Below are 15,145 nucleotides of genomic sequence, written 5' to 3' on the forward strand. Positions count from 1 at the left end.
AGGCTATGGGCAGGACCGCTTGAGGTTCGCTTCGGCGGTGGCTCGCGCGGTCTGGGCGAGGTCGGCGAACTGACCGGCGAGGGCTTGGATGACTTCCGGGCGCAGGCGGTAGTAGATGTACCTCCCGCACGGCTCGGTATCCACGACTCCCGCCTCCCGCAGCACCTTCATGTGGTTGGAGAGGTTCGTCTGCTTGGCGCCCGTTTCCTCCACGAGGTGGGTGGTGCAGAGGGTCTCGCGGGCGAGCAGGGTCACGATCTGGAGCCTGAGCGGGTCGGCTAGAACCCGGATCAGATCAGTGTCGACTGACGTCATCATGGACTGATACTGTCACATCAGTTGGGGCTGACACCAGCCCGAGCTGATCCTATTGGCTCCTTTGGACGGGATCGCCATGCCCTCGCCTTCCTCGCCCCTCCTGCCGGACGAACGCTTGGCCGCCGGGGCCGCCCGTCTCGCCACCCGATACGCCGGCCACTTCGCGCCGGAAACCGTGCTGGGCCTGCTCGCCGACTCCTACACGCGTCTCGCCGAGCACGCCCGGGTCCACACGCACCTGGTCGTGCTCGCGGAACGGCTCACCGCCGAACGCCTCGGCGCCCTCGCCCACACCCAGGGACTGGTGAGCGGGCCGATGCGGGTGCTGTTCGTGTGCAGCCAGAACGCCGGCCGCTCCCAGATGGCCGCCGCTCTCCTCGCCCACCGCGCGGGCGAGCGGGTCACCGTCTCCTCCGCGGGCACCCACCCCGCAGGCGAGGTGGCGCCGCACATCGCGCAGGCTCTCACCGAGGCAGGCGTGGACCTGGCCGACGCCTACCCCAAGCCGCTGACCGAAGAGGTCGTCCAGGCCGCCGACATCGTGATCACGATGGGCTGCGGCGACGCCTGCCCCGTGGTGCCGGGCCGCCGCTACCTCGACTGGCCCGTGGCCGACCCCGACGGGGCGCCGATCGCCGTCGTCCGCAACATCCGCGACGACATCGACGCCCGCATCACCGAGCTGCTCACCCAGCTCGCCCCCTGAAGCCCCACAGATCCCCAGCGCAGTCGCCTCACCCCAAGGAAGAACAGATGTCCTCCGCTCCTGCCGCCTCCGTCCTGTTCGTCTGCATCCACAACGCGGGCCGCTCCCAGATGGCGGCCGGGTTCCTCCGCCACCTCGCCGGCGACCGCGTCGAGGTCCGCTCCGCCGGCTCCGTGCCCGGTGAGCAGATCAACCCCTCCGCCGTGGCCGCCATGGCCGAGCTGGGCATCGACATCTCCGACCAGAAGCCGAAGGTCCTCACCCCCGAGGCCGCCCAGGCATCGGACTACATCATCACCATGGGCTGCGGCGACGCCTGCCCGTACTTCCCCGGCAAGACCTACCTGGACTGGCAGCTGGAGGACCCGGCCGGCCAGGGCGTCGAGGCCGTCCGCCCCATCCGCGACGAGATCAAGTCCCTCATTGAGGGCCTGATCGCCGAGATCGACGCCAAGTCGAAGGCTTGAGGCACCTGACGTGACCGAGACGATTCCGACCGACGACGTCCGCGACGTCATCGTCATAGGCTCCGGCCCCGCCGGATACACCGCCGCCCTCTACACCGCCCGCGCCCAGCTCAAGCCGCTGTTGTTCGGCAGCTCCATCTTCGTTGGCGGCTCCCTCACCACGACCACCGAGGTGGAGAACTTCCCCGGCTTCCCCGACGGGATCGACGGCCCGGACCTCATGGCCGACATGCGGGCCCAGGCCGAGAAGTTCGGCGCCGAGATGATCGACGACGACATCGTCTCCGTGAACCTCACCGGCGACATCAAGGAACTCACCGACTCCGAGGGCACCGTCCACCGCGCGAAGACGGTGATCATCGCGACCGGCTCCGGCTACCGCAAGCTCGGTCTGCCCAAGGAGGACGAGCTCTCCGGCCGCGGGGTCTCCTGGTGCGCCACCTGCGACGGGTTCTTCTTCCGCGACCGCGACATCGTCGTGGTCGGCGGCGGCGACACCGCCATGGAAGAAGCCACCTTCCTCACCCGCTTCGCCCGCTCCGTCACCGTCGTCCACCGACGCTCCACCCTGCGCGCCTCCAAGGTCATGCAGAACCGGGCGTTCACCGACGACAAGATCTCCTTCGCCTTCGACAGCGAAATCGCCGAGATCAAGGACACGAACGACATGCTCTCCGGTGTCGTCCTGCGCGACACCTTCACCGGCAAACTCCGCGACCTCGACGTCACCGGCCTGTTCATCGCGATCGGACATGACCCGCGCACCGAGCTGTTCACCGGACAGGTCGACCTCGACGACGAGGGCTACATCAAGGTCGCCTCGCCCTCGACCCGCACCAACATCCCCGGCGTCTTCGCCGCCGGTGACGTCGTCGACCACACCTACCGCCAGGCCATCACCGCAGCCGGCTCCGGCTGCGCCGCAGCCCTCGACTCCGAGCGCTACCTCGCCGCCCTCAGCGACCAGGTGCAGAACGCGGCCGAAGCCCTGGCCTGAACCGCCAGACCAGCCACGGAACCCGGGCACGGATCGCCGGCCGACAGGATGCGGCGGACCGTGCCCGGGTTCACCCGTGTCGGGATATCCGCGCTGGTTCAGGGCGCGGGTCAGATCCCGATTCGCGGCTCGCGCGGCGGTGGCCGCGCTGGCGGTGGCGGCGGTGGCGGCGCCTGCCGCCCCCACTGCCACGGCCGCCACGCCTACAAGTGCGCGTCCAGCACGAAGGACATCGACGACACCAGCTATGACGGGCCGTGGCCGGACAACTGGAAGGTGACGGTGAAGACGTGCGCGGCCCGGGCCGGGGGCACCGTGTACGCGTACGCCGAAGTGCGCTGGGACGGGGCGAGCTTCTACCCCGTGGACGATCCGACGATTTTCGACGGTGCGAAGGTCCGGGTGCAGATCAAACAGTCCCGCGAGGGCGCCGACCCCGTGGTGGTCGAGCGTGACTTCCCTGGCCTTGAGGCGCGGCTGGAGGACGGCACGGCCGGCGGGGCGCGCTCCGGCATCTACCGGACCGCGACCATCAGCCACCGGGCCGGTCCGTCCGCCCTCGGTGACTCGGTGCTGTTCCTGGACTGGCACGGCGATGGACGCGGCTACCAACGCCACGACTACACCGCATCACCGACCGTCTGACCTGATCAGTCGCCGGGGGCGGGCCCGTCGTTCTGGCCGTGGGTGAGGATCGGCAGCAGCGCCTCGGCGGCGTCGCACACGGCGCAGGCGATGGTGCCGGGCCGTGCGAGCACGTCGAGTGCCTGCGTGGTGCCCAGCGGGTGTGCGCGGTCGGTGGCGCTGGGGCAGCCTTCGGCGTGGACGGTGGCGGGCCGTCCGTGGGTGCGGCCGTTGAGCAGCCACGCCCACCGGGTCGGCGTCGAGGTGTGGGTACGGGGGTGGGCCGGGATACGGCCGAGGTCGACCCCGGGCAGCGGCCGCAGCTGCTCTGAGGTGACCCACGTGCTGTACTCGGCCGGCTCGACCCCGCCCCCGGTGGCTGTCTGCCAGAGGGGGACGCCGATGCGGTACATCCACAGTCCGGAGTCGAGCTGCTGTCGCTCGTAGAGCAGTACGTGCCCGATTTCCTGTCCGTCGGGCAGGAGCAGCGTGATCGGTGCAGGTGGTGGCGGGGGTTCGGTCACGGTCAGGGGCGGGCGAACAGCTCCTGCCGAGCCTGCCGGCACGACGTGCAGAGAGGGGACGCGCCGACCCCGTATCGACACGTGGGGGTGTGGCTTCTCTGCACTTTCAGGCTGTCTCAAATCGCGCGACCTGTATCAGTTAGGTCAAATGACCATATGGCTACTACGGGGGCCACCCGGGCCGGAGCACGCAGCAAGCAGCTACATCGGATCGCGGACCGGAAAGGGCGGCGATCGCCTCCCCGCGCCCGTGCTCCGTTGGGGTCAAGGCAACGCGGACAGCGCCGAGGGGCAGCCGAACGGGCGCCTGCCGTCTCCGGCAGGCCGACCATAAGCGCCGCGCCCCGCGAGCGTACGACCTGGTTGACGCGGTTGGAGCGGTCCGCCACCCTTCTGGCGGCCTTGAGTGCAATTGCCGTTGTCGGCTTCACTTGGAAATCGATCACACAGGTCAACAACGAGCAGGCCCTTACCCGCGAAGGTCAGATCACCGATCGGTACACCGATGCCGTCGAGGACCTCGGCAACAAGGGATCCGAAGATATGCGTCTCGGTGGTGTCTACGCTCTCCAACGCCTCATGCAGGACTCCCCGCGTGACCAGGCCACCGTGATCGACGTCCTCTCATCCTTCATCCGTGCCCACAGCAAGAAGCCGAAGTCAGGAGATCGTGAGACGAGCCTGAAGACGATCCTGACCAGCGACGTCACCGCGGCAGCTGCTGTCCTCGCATCCAGAGACAGCCGCAATGACGGCACCACGCGCGTCAACCTATTTGAAGCCGACCTGCATAGGGTCAACCTGACTGGTGGTGATCTGAGCAACGCCAACTTGAACCTGACGGACCTGCGCAAAGCCAATCTGCGTGAAGCGATCCTGTACGACGCGACACTGGGCGACGCGAACCTGTCCGGCGCGAGTTTGAGCCGAGCGGACCTGCGTGGCGTGATCCTGGCGAGAGCGGACCTGCGCCAGGCGACACTCGGCGGTGCGGACCTGCGTGACGCGTACCTCGGCTACGCGGACCTGCGAGACGCGGACCTGTACGACGCGGACCTGCGAGATGCAAACCTGTACGGCGCGAACCTAAACGGCGCGAACCTAGATGGCGCGAACCTGGACTGCGCGAGCTTCTCTGAGACAGACCTCAAAGGTGCGCTGAACATTCCAGAAAAGACAGCACCCGAGGAGTGTGACACCGAGAGGTGGCTCCACCCAGACACCCGCCCCAAGCACCACCGGCGTTGACGATCAAGTGTCAGAGATCGTCCGGAGGCCCATTGGTCAGCTGACGGCTCTGACGCGCCCAAAGGTGCAGTTAACGTGACACCGGGCGCAGGGGCCGGTCTGACTGCCCAGGTGGCGACCTGCGGGCGGGGCGTGGTGGTCTGCTCGTTCATGCTGCTGCCTCCCCTTCCGCTGGTGCGGAGGTGTGGGTGCGGGCGGCGCGCCGCAGCTCGACGCCGCCGGCCCGCCAGGCGGCGGGGGCCGCCCAGTGGGGATGGGTGCACAGGGTCCCGGAGAGGGTGATCAGCCGGCGCCGCAGCGCGGTCGTACCGGCCCCGGCGGGTGCCTGCGCGAGTTCGGCGTAGGTCTGCTGCCACGCCCGTTGGAGCGTGATCAGGTCCTCGGGGAAGCGGAACGGTGGTCTCACACCTCAAGTGAAACACGTGTTCGATTTTCTCGGCGAGTGCCCACGCCTGTCATCGGCCCTGTTCCGGCGAACTTGATCACGCGCGGGTAGTCGCCTCCGGCTGGTCTGGCGGACCCTGGAAGGGGGACGCGCACGTTGTGAGGGAGGCCCTCGTGATGCTCAGGCCGCCGGTGGAGCCGATGCTGGCGCAGGCTGCGGAAGGCGTGCCCGGCCCGGCCGCTGTGCGGGCGGGGGTGGCGTACGAGCAGAAGTTGGACGGTCACCGGGCGCTGCTGTTCACTGCGGCTGGGCCGGGTGGCACGGTGGTGGTGCAGACCCGGCGCGGGGCGCTGGTGCAGGACCGGTGGCCGGACCTGGTGGCGGCCGCCGAGGCGCAGTTGCCGTATGGCTTGGTCCTCGATGGCGAACTGGTCGTCTGGGACACCGAAGCGGAGCGCTTGTCGTTCGAGGCGTTGCAGCGCCGGGCCGCCACCCGCGCGCGCGGCGCCTTGTCCTGGCCGCCCGGTGGCCGGCCTACTTCGTCGCCTTCGACCTCTTGCAGCACGACGGCCAGGAGCTCCTCGCGGGCCCGTACGCCGAGCGGCGCACCCTCCTGGAGAACCTATTCTCCGAACATGCCCTGACCGCCCCCTGGACGCTCTGCCCGCAGACGACGGACCTGGCCAAGGCGCGCGAGTGGCTGGAGACCTGGACGGACGTGTCCGGGGTGGAGGGGATCCTGGTCAAGCCCCTGAACGGCCGCTACCTGCCCGGGTACCGGGGGTGGACCAAGATCAGAAGACGCGATACCACCGAAGCCGTCGTCGGCGCGATCACCGGCACCCTGACCCGCCCGCAACTCCTTGTCCTCGGCCGCCGCGACCATGATGGCCGGCTCCGCGCGGTCGGCCGGACCGTACCGCTGCGCGCGGACGCTGCCCGGCTGGTCGCCGAACATCTCACTGCGGCCGCGCCCGGACACCCGTGGACGGGCGTGAAGTTCGGCGCTTCACGGGCGGATAAGCGGCGCAGGCGTCGGCTGCCTCGACATTCGTACCGGTGACGGTCAGCTGGCGCCGAGGCGGCGCCACGGCCTGACGTACCAGCGGCGCGACCATGCCAGGTGCCTCTCCGCGACGGCCAGATTGTTGCGACTTCGTGCGGTGTCGGGGTGGTCCGGGCCCAGTGCACGGGTGCGGTCGTCGAGGACCTGCCGGAACTGCTCGACTGCTTCCGTGTGCCTGCCGAGGTGGTTCAGTGCCATGGCGAAATTGGTGCGGCTGGTCAGACTGAGGGGGTGGTCCGCGCCCAGAGCGCGTGTGTGGTCGGTGAGGTTCTGCTGGTGCAGATCAGCTGCTTCCGCGTGCCGTCCCAGTTCGTTGAGGGCGTTGGCGAGGTTGTTGCGGCTGCTCAGGGTGTCGGGGTGGTTCGGTCCCAGCACCCGTGTGCAGTCGGTGAGACTTCGACGGTGCCAGTCGATTGCTTCCGCATGCCGGCCCTGGAGGCCTAGTACGAGAGCGAGCTTGCTCTGGCTAAGCAGGGTGTCTGGATGGTCCGGTCCCAGCACCTGCATACGGTGGAGCGAAATCCGCACGTACAGATTCGCCGCTTCCTCGAGTCGACCGAGACTGACCAGCGCGGCTGCGAGGTTGTCGAGGCTCTCCAGGGTGTCGGGGTGATTCGGACCCAGCACCCGGGTCCGGTCGTTGAGGTTCACCTCAAACAGTTCGAACGCCTCGGTGTACTGGCCGAGGCAGCCCAGCTCACGCCCCAGACCGCTGCGAGTCTCCAGGGAGTCGGGATGATCCGGCCCGAGAACGCGTGCTCGGTCAGTGAGGTTCTGCCGATGCAGATCGATTGCTTCGGCATGACGGTTGATACCGCCCAGCGCGTTCGCGAGATTGTGGCGGCTGCGGAGGGTGTTCGGGTCGTCCGGTCCGAGAACGCGTGCGCGATCGATGGCGTTCTGCTCGAGCAGCTCGACGGCGTCTGCGTGCTGTCTCACACTTTGCAGTGTGACGGCGAGGCCGTCGATGCTGCTCAGCGTGTCGGGGTGGTCCGGTCCCAGGAGCCGGGTGCGTGTGGCTACTGCCTGACGATCCAGACGCAGGGCTTCGGTCGCCTCGCCGGCATCGTCCAGAAGACGTGCCAACGAGTACAGTGCGCCGGCGAGTTCGAGGTCGTCACGGCATCCCTCGAGCTCGGCGAGGGCCAGTGCGTGGGGTGCCAGAAGCCTGCCGATGGGCCATCCCGTACGTCCCATGTCGTTCAGGCCTCGCACTGTGGTCACCATGTGATCGGCGAGAGCCCGGTACCAGCGGCTCGGGTCAGGGGACTCGCTGGTCAGGGCAAGGGCGGAGATCTCACGGATCAGGGGATGAAGTGACACCTGGGCGATGTCCGAGCTGGCCGGACCGGTTGCGGGAGTGTCCACAAGACCGTAGGTGTGCAGGCCGTTGATCGCCGCCTCGACGTCGGTCGCGGTCGTCGCCTGGCCGGTGGCCGCCGTAACCAGGCTCGGCGTGATGAGCGACAACGGAATGGGCTCAGTGCCGAACAGCGAGAGCAGGCGCAAGATGTGGCGTGCCCGGGTGGTGCCCCTGGCGGTGAGCTGGTCCAGGGAGAGGTCCCAGGTATGGCGGACGAGGCTGCGGGCGACGTCGGGGTCGGCGGCGTCGGGGTGTTCGGCACCGAGTAGGGTAGACAGTTCGTGGTCCAGGGCTTGCCTGTAGGCGGTGAACGTACGGTGTCGGCTGGCGACGGCGGCCAGGTAGCGACCGGCGGTGTGGAGCGCGAGGGGGAGACCGCCGAGCCGGTCGGCCAAGAGCCGTGCGTCTTCCAGGGTGCCCGCCTCGGGTGCGCCGTCGAGCAGAGCGCGGGCGCCGGCATCCGGGTCGAGCGGGGCCAGGCGGTGCAGTACGGCGCGGCCGCCCCAGGTGTCAGGGTCGGTGTCGCGGCTGGTGATCAGCAGGAGGCCGCTGCCGCCGGGGCGGATCCACCCCCGGTAGGAGGCAACGAGCTCCCTGTCGGGACCCACGGCAGCGGGCTGATCGACGTTGTCCACGACCAGCAGCCATGAACGCTCCAGGGCGAGCTGCTGCCACACCACGTCCGGCAGGCTTGCCCGGCCCGACCGGACCGATTCCAGCTGTTCTTCCGAAAGCCCGCAGGCGAGTGCAACCCGGGTCATCTGCTCGGCAAGGTCCCGTTCGTCGCGCCAGGGTACCCAGAACACCGGCGTCCCCTCGGCAATGGCCTGGTCAGCCAGCAGGGCGGCCAAGGTGGTTTTGCCCATTCCCCCCGTGCCGCACAGCACCGCGAACCGGCCGTCGGGACGACGCAACATCGTTCTCAGCGTGGCGAGGTCGGCGTCCCGGCCGCGCACCGGCCCCCCGGTGTGCGCGGGTGCGAGAGACCCGTGCCTGTTGGGCAGTACCCGTTCCAGAGGAAGCTGCCGCGGATTCGCGCGTCCCGCGCTGGCGTCCAGGCTCTTGGCCCAGAACTGAAGTACGACCGCCGCAACGATCAGAACACCGAATGCGGGCCACACGAGCCGGGGATCTTGGGCCCATGTGGGAACCACTGCCGTCACGTAGTTCGTGATCACGCCCATCCCAGCCGCGACTAACGCCGCGCCCACCGCGACCGCCGACCCGGCCCGCGCACTCGTTCCCCGCAAAACATCGTTCCCTTCGCGCTGTCCCAACGACCAGCATGACGCCTGCAGGCTGGCTCGTAGGGCACGACGCCGAAAATCCTGCGGAGGCTGCGATCAGGTGCTGGGGCGTGCTGGTGCTGAAGTACGCCTGCCAGGCCGGCGCGGTGAGGGAATAGCTACCCCCGCCCGCCCCTCAGATCGAGGCTGAGCCCGTGACGGTACGGCGCAGCCTCGGGGTCGGCCCCCGCACCTGACGTCAGAGACCTGTGGTTGGTCCGGACTCCGGGTTCTGCAACGCCCGACCGTACCGGTCAGTGCCCGTGATCTGTCACCCGGCCGGAGTAGAGTTCGGAACGCTTACCAGAGCGACGTACAGCTGCTGGGAGGCCGGGGGGTGACGGACCGTCGACCCGGCCTTTCAACTACTGGATGACGGTCCGGTGGGAGGTGCCAATTCCGCGCGGGTCTCGGCAGTCGTCATGCTGCCCAGCCTAGGACTTGTTCTAGACCTCGCTCTAGAACCTAGCGTCGTCGGCATGACCACCACTGCTCAGCAACCGCTCGGCTCGCCCTTCTCCGCCACCAGCACCACCGAGGAGGTCTTGGCCGGCCTCGACCTCTCCGGCGCGACCGCCGTCGTGACCGGGGGCTACTCCGGACTCGGCCTGGAGACCACCCGGGGCCTGGCAGCCGCCGGGGCCCGGGTCGTCGTTCCGGCACGGCGACCCGGGGTAGCCCGCGCCGCTCTCGCGGACGTGAACGGCTGCGAAGTCGTCCCCATGGACCTGACGGACCTCGACAGCGTGCGTGCCGCCGCCGCGCACATCGGCGACTCCATCGACAGGCTCGACCTCCTCATGGCCGTCGCCGGAGTCATGGCCACCCCTGAGCGACGCGTCGGACCTGGCTGGGAAGGCCAGCTCGCCGGCAACCACTTCGGACACTTCACACTCGCCTGCGAGCTTTACCCGCTCCTGGCCGCCGCCGACGGTGCGCGCGTCGTCGTCAACAGCTCCGCAGGGCACGCACTGACCGGCATCCGCCGGTACGACCCGCACTTCCGCACGGGCTACGACAAGTGGCTGGCCTACGGCCAGTCCAAGACGGCCAACGCCCTGTTCGCCGTGCAGCTCGACGTCCTCGGACGCAACGACGGCGTCCGGGCGTTCGCCCTCCACCCGGGGAAGATCATCGCCGGTCTCCAGCGAGAGATGACCCTCCGGGAGCAGATCGAACGCGGCTGGGTGGACGAGCACGGCAACGTGATCGGCGCCGGCTTCAAGACACCCTCCCAAGGTGCCGCCACCGGGCTCTGGGCAGCCACGTCCCCCCTCCTCGACGGCCATGGCGGGCTCTACCTGGAGGACTGCGACGTCGCCCGCGTCTGCGCCCCCGACGAGCCCATGGACGCCGGCGGCGTCCGTGCGTACGCCATCGACCCGGACGCGGCAGCACGGCTCTGGGAAGTGTCCGCCGCGGCGACCGGCGCCACCCCGATCACTGGGTGCGATCTCTCGGTTTCGTGTCAGTGAGTTGAGTGTCAGCGGCGGGTGTGTCCGGTAGGGGCCTGCGGCGTTGGTCAGGGCCAGGTGCTGGCTGCCGCTTTGACTGTCACGAAGTGAGGGATCCGGGATCGGTCCACTGTCATCGGGTGAGAGACGTGCAGGTCACGTACTGACATGGAAGCGAGAGATCGCAAGGGGCTGAAGCCTCGTATCGCGGTGGGGGAAACTGACGGGGAAGCTGGGGGGGAAACTCGGGGGGAACCTGAGGGGGAGGTTGAGGGGGAAGGTCAGCCGCCGGCGGCTGACCGTTCTTGCAGGTCACCACCCGCCCGGCGGGTGGTGACTGCGCTGACTTACCCCTGTGCGTGGGAGAGGAAGAGAGATGGGGGCGAGTTCGGGGTGTGTTCACTGCCGTGGGTCGCTCTGGGTGCTCCGCAGGCGCTGGCTGTTGCTGGCCAGGCGCCGAGGGCTCGTGTCGTGGACTGAGGCAGGCTTCCATCGAACGGTGTCGGCGTACACATGAACGGACTCTGTCGCTGATCTTGTGATCGGCTGGTGGTCAGGTTCTGAGGAGGATCCGGGTTCGCAGGAGGTCGAGTTTGGCTCGGCCGTATCCGGCTCGCTTGATCAACTTGACGCGTGTGACCTGGCCTTCGACTTGTCCTGAGCTCCAGGTTGAGGAGAGGCCGGCGACGACGGCGTCCTGGTCATGGAGGAGGCCGCGGGCGAACTGCTGTAGCGATGCAAGGCCGCTGTTGTGGACCTGTTCGATCCAGTCGAAGAGGTCCTGGCCGCGTCGTTCCTGTATGAGGGCGGCGAAGTCTCGAACGTGCTCGACGGCCGTGTCGAGCTCAGGGCAGGCGGCCCGGACCAACTTGAGGCCGAGGACTTCATGTGGCCGAAGCCGGTCGGGGTGCGTCATCACCCAACGCAGTGCCCGCCGCGGTTTGGGTAGGGCGGGTGCTGGAGGGGCGGTCTCGATGCCCTGCTTCAGCTGACGGATGTATCGGTTGACCCCCGTGCGTTCGCCGCGAAATCCCTGGTCACGGACTTCGCGGAAGAGCTGGCTGGCGTTGCGGCAGCCCTGGGTGAAGCGTTCGTAGAGGTAGGGCTTGTAGTCGTCGAGCAGGGTGCGGCGCTGGGTGACCTTGACCAGCAGTTGGTCGACGTCCGGTGTTTGGGCGTATCGGCGGACGGCGTAGTAGTCCAGGTCGAGGTCCCGGCTGATGCCACGGAGGGATCGGCCTTGGGCGAGAAGTTCATGGACGCGGCGGTGTCGTTCGCGGATCCGTCCGACGATCCGGCGTGGGCGCCCGTTGACGTCGAGCGTTCCGTCCGGTGGTGCCACGGGAGCGTCCTCGTCAGGTTGCCTGGCGGCCTCGTGGCCGGCGCGGATGCAGGCGTAATGGCTGGTGAGGGTCCTCTCGACGGCTTTGGCGAGGTTGTTCCAGAGGTGCCACACGTCTGCGATCTGGACCGCTTGAGGCGCGGCTGCCCTGGCTGCCTCGGCGTAGGCGGAGGCCCTGTCGCGGCAGATGATCTCGATCTCCGGATGGCTTTCGAGCCACCGAGCGACCGTCCCGGCCTCCCGGCCAGGCAGGACGTCGATGGGCCGGCGGGCTTCGAGGTCGACCAGCAGCGTCGCGTAGTTGTGCCCCTTGAGCAGGGCAAACTCGTCCACCCCCAGGACCCGCACCGCGCCGGGTTCCTCGAGGTCAGAGGCTCGAAGAAGCCGTAGCAGGGTGTCCTTCGCCACCGGCATCCCCATCCGTCGGGCCAGGCGGGCTCCGGCCCGGCCGGCCAGAGCCTCTGCGACCCGCGCCAGCAGCTTGCGGAGGACCGGGGTATGTCGGGCGTGAGGGCTGGTCAGTCCCGGTATCTGTTCGGCGAAGGTCACCGTCGGGCAGCCGGAGCTGAGGCACTTGAACCTGCGGACCACCAACCGGATCACCACCGGTGTGGTCCCCACGGCGGCGTCCGCCAGACGCCGTTCGTATCGGCCGTGCACCCGCCACGACAGCGACTTGCACCTCGGGCATCTCACCGCGTCGGCCCGGGCCCGCGTACGAAACGTGACCACACCCGCGTCCCGTGAGATCGACTCCACCACCACACCCGACAGATGCGGAAACAACCGCACCAAACCCCCAGAACCGCACACCGGGAGGCTGCCCAGTTCAGCCGCACAGCATCACAAGATCAGCGACAGAGCCAATGAACGTGCCCAGTTCTTGACGTGGTGAGGGTTGCTGCTGGCCTGTTCGGGGTGGCGGAGGGCGGCTCACTGTGGTCATGGACATCCTGCCGGAGCGGGAAGCGGGCCTCCTGGTCAGCTCACGTCAGTGGCCGCTGCTGGCCGCCTGCATGCAGAAGATCGGCGAGAGCGAGGGCACACACGTTGTGGCCCGGCACCTGAACCGCTTGACGGCCGACACCTCCTGGAAGCAGGCCACGGGCACGGCTCTGGTGGGACGCGTCGTGGACGCGGCCCACCACTCTCTGACCACGCCGCCGTCCGCGTCGCCCGCGTCCGTTTCCCGGCTGTGGGTCTCCCCGATGGCGGCCCGCTCCCGCTCCACCACCCCCGCGGTCGCGGCCGGCCGGCTCCGGCCGAAGCCGCCGTCCCCGCCCACCGACAGCAGGCCGCGCCCACCAAGGGAGCGGGGCGCGGGCGCTGACAGGTCGTCCGGCCCGGGACGAGAGCGGCTGTTCCAGACTTCTGGAACAGCCGCCCGCTGGGGCTGGACGACCGGCGCGCGGTGGCTGCGATCCGTCTGTCCGGGTGCCCCGCATGATCTACAGTGACTTTCTGTCACGGCCTGTAACTATCGGTTGTGCGCGTTGCTCCGTGGTTGATGGCCTCAGGGATAGATTCGATCTAGGAGAAGGGGACGCTGTGAGCGCAACCCGGTTGTCTGCTCCGTCCGACCTTCGCGCGGACATCAGGTACCGCGATGACGGCAAGTACACGATGTACGGGATCAGTCTGCGATGGAAGATCGGGGAGAACGCCCCCGATCAGGGGGCCTGGCCCCCTCCGGCGGACTGGGAAGAGGGCAACGCGCCCTACCCGCACCAGTACGAGGTGTGGCTCAACAACGAGCTACGGCAGACGGTCTTCCTCCACTGGTCCGCATGGAACTGGATCCAGTCCAACTCCCACTGGGTGGACCTGGGCGACGAGGAGCCGGAAGGGCAGTTCCAGGTGAAGATCCGCGCCAAGGTGGGCGATCAGTTCACCCCGTTCACCAACCTGGTCACCATCGGCTCGGATCAGGTCTACTCCCGTAAGTGGGCGGCGCGCCAGCCTCGCCGGCGGGCCCCCAGGGCCGCCGCCATGGCGGACCCGCGGCACGGCACGGCCAACGACCCGCGCAGCAGGGCCGGCGCCGCAATCCGAGACGAGGACCCCTCACGGATCTGTGTCGAGGCGCGCCGCGTCAACACCAGTACCGACTGGCACGAAGTGGTGCCGGGGGCTGCCCGGATGCTCGCCGACTATCCGTGGAACGACGCCCAGAAGTACCTCGAGTACCGCAAGTTCTTCGGAGAGGGCACCCTTGCGTCCGCGGGGAACCCGGCGTTCCGCGGTCTGGATCTGGCACCGGACGACACGCTCGGGGACTGGCCCCTGACGGAGCTGGACACCTCAGCCCCCACCCAGACCTTCACCTATGACTACATGGCGTACCACCAGGGCGAGAGCTGGTCCCACCGGTGGTTCATCACCCGTGCCGACTGGGTGCCTTCCGAGCACTTGAGCTGGCACGACCTGGAGCCCATTCCGTTCCTGGTCGAGGTGCACGGCGCGCCCCGTGAAGACGAATCCACCAGCTGGGAGTTCGCGTCACTCCCGCGCCGAACCGGGCGCGCGGCGATCGTGAGTATCTGGGGCGGCCACGGAGGACCGGACACCCCGAACGGCGAGAACGGCGGCAAGACGGGCGAATTCTTCCTGTCCACCTGCGACGTGATCCTGCGATAGCCGAGCCCTACGTGCCGCCTGACCGGCCGCCTCCACCAGGGGGCCGTTCAGGCGGCCGGAGCACCGGATCAGTACCGGATTCACGCAACAGCGCCACCTCGCCGGGCCCAGTGGATGCCGAGTTCGGCGAGGGCGGCGAGCCGCGCTGGGTCGAGCTTGTCGGGCCTGCTCTTGGTGTTGCTCAGCCAGACTCCGAGCCTCACGGCGTGCTCCTGGCCGCCGACGTCCATGGTCTCGACGTGGCCCCTGGGGACCGCCACGGACCCCGTACGCGCCACGTACTGCTGGAGGGCCTGAAGGCCCTTCTGAAAGGCTTCCCCGCCCGCGCGCGGCCGGGACGCCGTCGTCGTCTTCGCCGCCGCTTTGCGGGCCTGTGAGGCCTTCTGGGGCTTCACGCCGAGCGTGGCGAGCCGGCTCCGCTGCTCCTCGCCCAGCCGGTCCCAGCCCCGCGCCGACACCGCCCCGGTCGGCAGCATCCAGCCCATCCACCCATCCGCCCACCCGGACTCCGGCCTCTGCTCGCGCCCCGTACGTGCTCGGAGGATCGGTAGAACATCGCGTCACGCGAGCCGCTCGTTGGCGAGTATTTCTCGAACTGGGCCCGGTCGAGCGGGGATAGCCTTGCTGCATGGTTGGAGGTGACGGGGGAGAGACCGAGACGGACTGCCAGGTTGTCTGGTCGGTCGAGTCTGGTTTAGACGGGCAGTGGCGTTCGGTTTCAGGGGCCT

General features: G+C 68.7%; 16 protein-coding genes. 10 read left to right on the forward strand and 6 right to left on the reverse strand.

Annotated elements, in window-relative coordinates; translation table 11 throughout:
- Positions 1-3: 3 nt before the first annotated feature.
- Positions 4-318 (reverse strand): ArsR/SmtB family transcription factor, encoded by a 315-nt coding sequence (locus tag OG386_RS45990; RefSeq protein WP_328786252.1) that lies wholly within the window; start codon positions 316-318, stop codon positions 4-6.
- A 76-nt stretch (positions 319-394) separates the two neighbouring features.
- Here OG386_RS45990 and OG386_RS45995 point away from each other — a divergent pair, with 76 nt between their 5' ends.
- Genes OG386_RS45995 through OG386_RS46010 form a run of 4 tightly spaced genes read left to right on the forward strand, consistent with a single transcriptional unit; the run spans position 395 to position 3,133 of the window.
- Complete coding sequence (locus OG386_RS45995) at positions 395-1,024, forward strand: arsenate-mycothiol transferase ArsC (RefSeq protein ID WP_328786251.1); 630 nt, start codon at positions 395-397, stop codon at positions 1,022-1,024.
- 47 nt (positions 1,025-1,071) lie between these two features.
- Positions 1,072-1,491, forward strand: coding sequence for an arsenate reductase ArsC (locus tag OG386_RS46000; RefSeq protein ID WP_328786250.1), 420 nt, complete (start codon positions 1,072-1,074; stop codon positions 1,489-1,491).
- A gap of 10 nt (positions 1,492-1,501) precedes the next feature.
- Complete coding sequence (gene trxB, locus OG386_RS46005) at positions 1,502-2,488, forward strand: thioredoxin-disulfide reductase (protein WP_443053043.1); 987 nt, start codon at positions 1,502-1,504, stop codon at positions 2,486-2,488.
- Between the two features lie 60 nt (positions 2,489-2,548).
- Positions 2,549-3,133, forward strand: a complete 585-nt coding sequence (locus OG386_RS46010; RefSeq protein ID WP_328786249.1) for a hypothetical protein — start codon at positions 2,549-2,551, stop codon at positions 3,131-3,133.
- 5 nt (positions 3,134-3,138) lie between these two features.
- On the opposite strand, the gene OG386_RS46015 is transcribed toward OG386_RS46010, so the two are convergent.
- On the reverse strand, positions 3,139-3,636 hold the full coding sequence (locus OG386_RS46015) for a DUF6233 domain-containing protein (protein ID WP_328786248.1): 498 nt from the start codon (positions 3,634-3,636) through the stop codon (positions 3,139-3,141).
- 402 nt (positions 3,637-4,038) lie between these two features.
- On the opposite strand from OG386_RS46015, the gene OG386_RS46020 reads away from it, so the two are divergent.
- A complete protein-coding gene (locus tag OG386_RS46020) occupies positions 4,039-4,884 on the forward strand; it encodes a pentapeptide repeat-containing protein (RefSeq protein WP_328786247.1) in 846 nt (281 codons plus the stop codon).
- 148 nt (positions 4,885-5,032) lie between these two features.
- On the opposite strand, the gene OG386_RS46025 is transcribed toward OG386_RS46020, so the two are convergent.
- Complete coding sequence (locus OG386_RS46025; RefSeq protein ID WP_328786246.1) at positions 5,033-5,290, reverse strand: hypothetical protein; 258 nt, start codon at positions 5,288-5,290, stop codon at positions 5,033-5,035.
- A gap of 155 nt (positions 5,291-5,445) precedes the next feature.
- On the opposite strand from OG386_RS46025, the gene OG386_RS46030 reads away from it, so the two are divergent.
- Together OG386_RS46030 and OG386_RS46035 are read left to right on the forward strand one after the other, a co-directional pair.
- Complete coding sequence (locus OG386_RS46030; RefSeq protein ID WP_328793116.1) at positions 5,446-5,913, forward strand: ATP-dependent DNA ligase; 468 nt, start codon at positions 5,446-5,448, stop codon at positions 5,911-5,913.
- Positions 5,826-6,332, forward strand: coding sequence for an ATP-dependent DNA ligase (locus OG386_RS46035; protein WP_328786245.1), 507 nt, complete (start codon positions 5,826-5,828; stop codon positions 6,330-6,332). Before OG386_RS46030 ends, OG386_RS46035 begins: the two co-directional genes overlap by 88 nt.
- Before the next feature lie 3 nt (positions 6,333-6,335).
- On the opposite strand, the gene OG386_RS46040 is transcribed toward OG386_RS46035, so the two are convergent.
- Positions 6,336-8,876 (reverse strand): tetratricopeptide repeat protein, encoded by a 2,541-nt coding sequence (locus tag OG386_RS46040; RefSeq protein ID WP_328786244.1) that lies wholly within the window; start codon positions 8,874-8,876, stop codon positions 6,336-6,338.
- 587 nt (positions 8,877-9,463) lie between these two features.
- On the opposite strand from OG386_RS46040, the gene OG386_RS46045 reads away from it, so the two are divergent.
- Positions 9,464-10,459, forward strand: a complete 996-nt coding sequence (locus OG386_RS46045) for an SDR family NAD(P)-dependent oxidoreductase (protein WP_328786243.1) — start codon at positions 9,464-9,466, stop codon at positions 10,457-10,459.
- A gap of 532 nt (positions 10,460-10,991) precedes the next feature.
- Here the strand turns inward: OG386_RS46045 and OG386_RS46050 are convergent.
- Positions 10,992-12,593, reverse strand: coding sequence for an ISL3 family transposase (locus OG386_RS46050; RefSeq protein WP_328793109.1), 1,602 nt, complete (start codon positions 12,591-12,593; stop codon positions 10,992-10,994).
- Positions 12,594-12,724: 131 nt separating this feature from the next.
- Between OG386_RS46050 and OG386_RS46055 the strand changes: the two genes are divergently transcribed.
- Both OG386_RS46055 and OG386_RS46060 read left to right on the forward strand, forming a co-directional pair.
- Positions 12,725-13,237, forward strand: a complete 513-nt coding sequence (locus OG386_RS46055; RefSeq protein WP_328786241.1) for a hypothetical protein — start codon at positions 12,725-12,727, stop codon at positions 13,235-13,237.
- Between the two features lie 91 nt (positions 13,238-13,328).
- Positions 13,329-14,417 (forward strand): lytic polysaccharide monooxygenase auxiliary activity family 9 protein, encoded by a 1,089-nt coding sequence (locus tag OG386_RS46060; RefSeq protein ID WP_328786240.1) that lies wholly within the window; start codon positions 13,329-13,331, stop codon positions 14,415-14,417.
- Positions 14,418-14,497: 80 nt separating this feature from the next.
- Here the strand turns inward: OG386_RS46060 and OG386_RS46065 are convergent, their stop codons facing one another.
- Positions 14,498-14,902 carry a helicase associated domain-containing protein gene (locus tag OG386_RS46065; protein WP_328786239.1) on the reverse strand — a complete coding sequence of 135 codons (405 nt, stop codon included), beginning with the start codon at positions 14,900-14,902 and terminating at the stop codon, positions 14,498-14,500.
- Between the last annotated feature and the right edge of the window lie 243 nt (positions 14,903-15,145).

This window comes from Streptomyces sp. NBC_00273 (genome assembly GCF_036178145.1).
GTDB lineage: Bacteria > Actinomycetota > Actinomycetes > Streptomycetales > Streptomycetaceae > Streptomyces.

Excerpts from the sequence above, each read along its gene's own strand:
- OG386_RS45990 (WP_328786252.1), bottom strand. The coding sequence starts at position 318 with ATGATGACGTCAGTCGACACTGATCTGATCCGGGTTCTAGCCGACCCG.
- OG386_RS45995 (WP_328786251.1), top strand. The coding sequence starts at position 395 with ATGCCCTCGCCTTCCTCGCCCCTCCTGCCGGACGAACGCTTGGCCGCC.
- OG386_RS46000 (WP_328786250.1), top strand. The coding sequence starts at position 1,072 with ATGTCCTCCGCTCCTGCCGCCTCCGTCCTGTTCGTCTGCATCCACAAC.
- OG386_RS46030 (WP_328793116.1), top strand. The coding sequence starts at position 5,446 with ATGCTCAGGCCGCCGGTGGAGCCGATGCTGGCGCAGGCTGCGGAAGGC.
- OG386_RS46045 (WP_328786243.1), top strand. The coding sequence starts at position 9,464 with ATGACCACCACTGCTCAGCAACCGCTCGGCTCGCCCTTCTCCGCCACC.
- OG386_RS46055 (WP_328786241.1), top strand. The coding sequence starts at position 12,725 with ATGGACATCCTGCCGGAGCGGGAAGCGGGCCTCCTGGTCAGCTCACGT.
- OG386_RS46065 (WP_328786239.1), bottom strand. The coding sequence starts at position 14,902 with ATGGGCTGGATGCTGCCGACCGGGGCGGTGTCGGCGCGGGGCTGGGAC.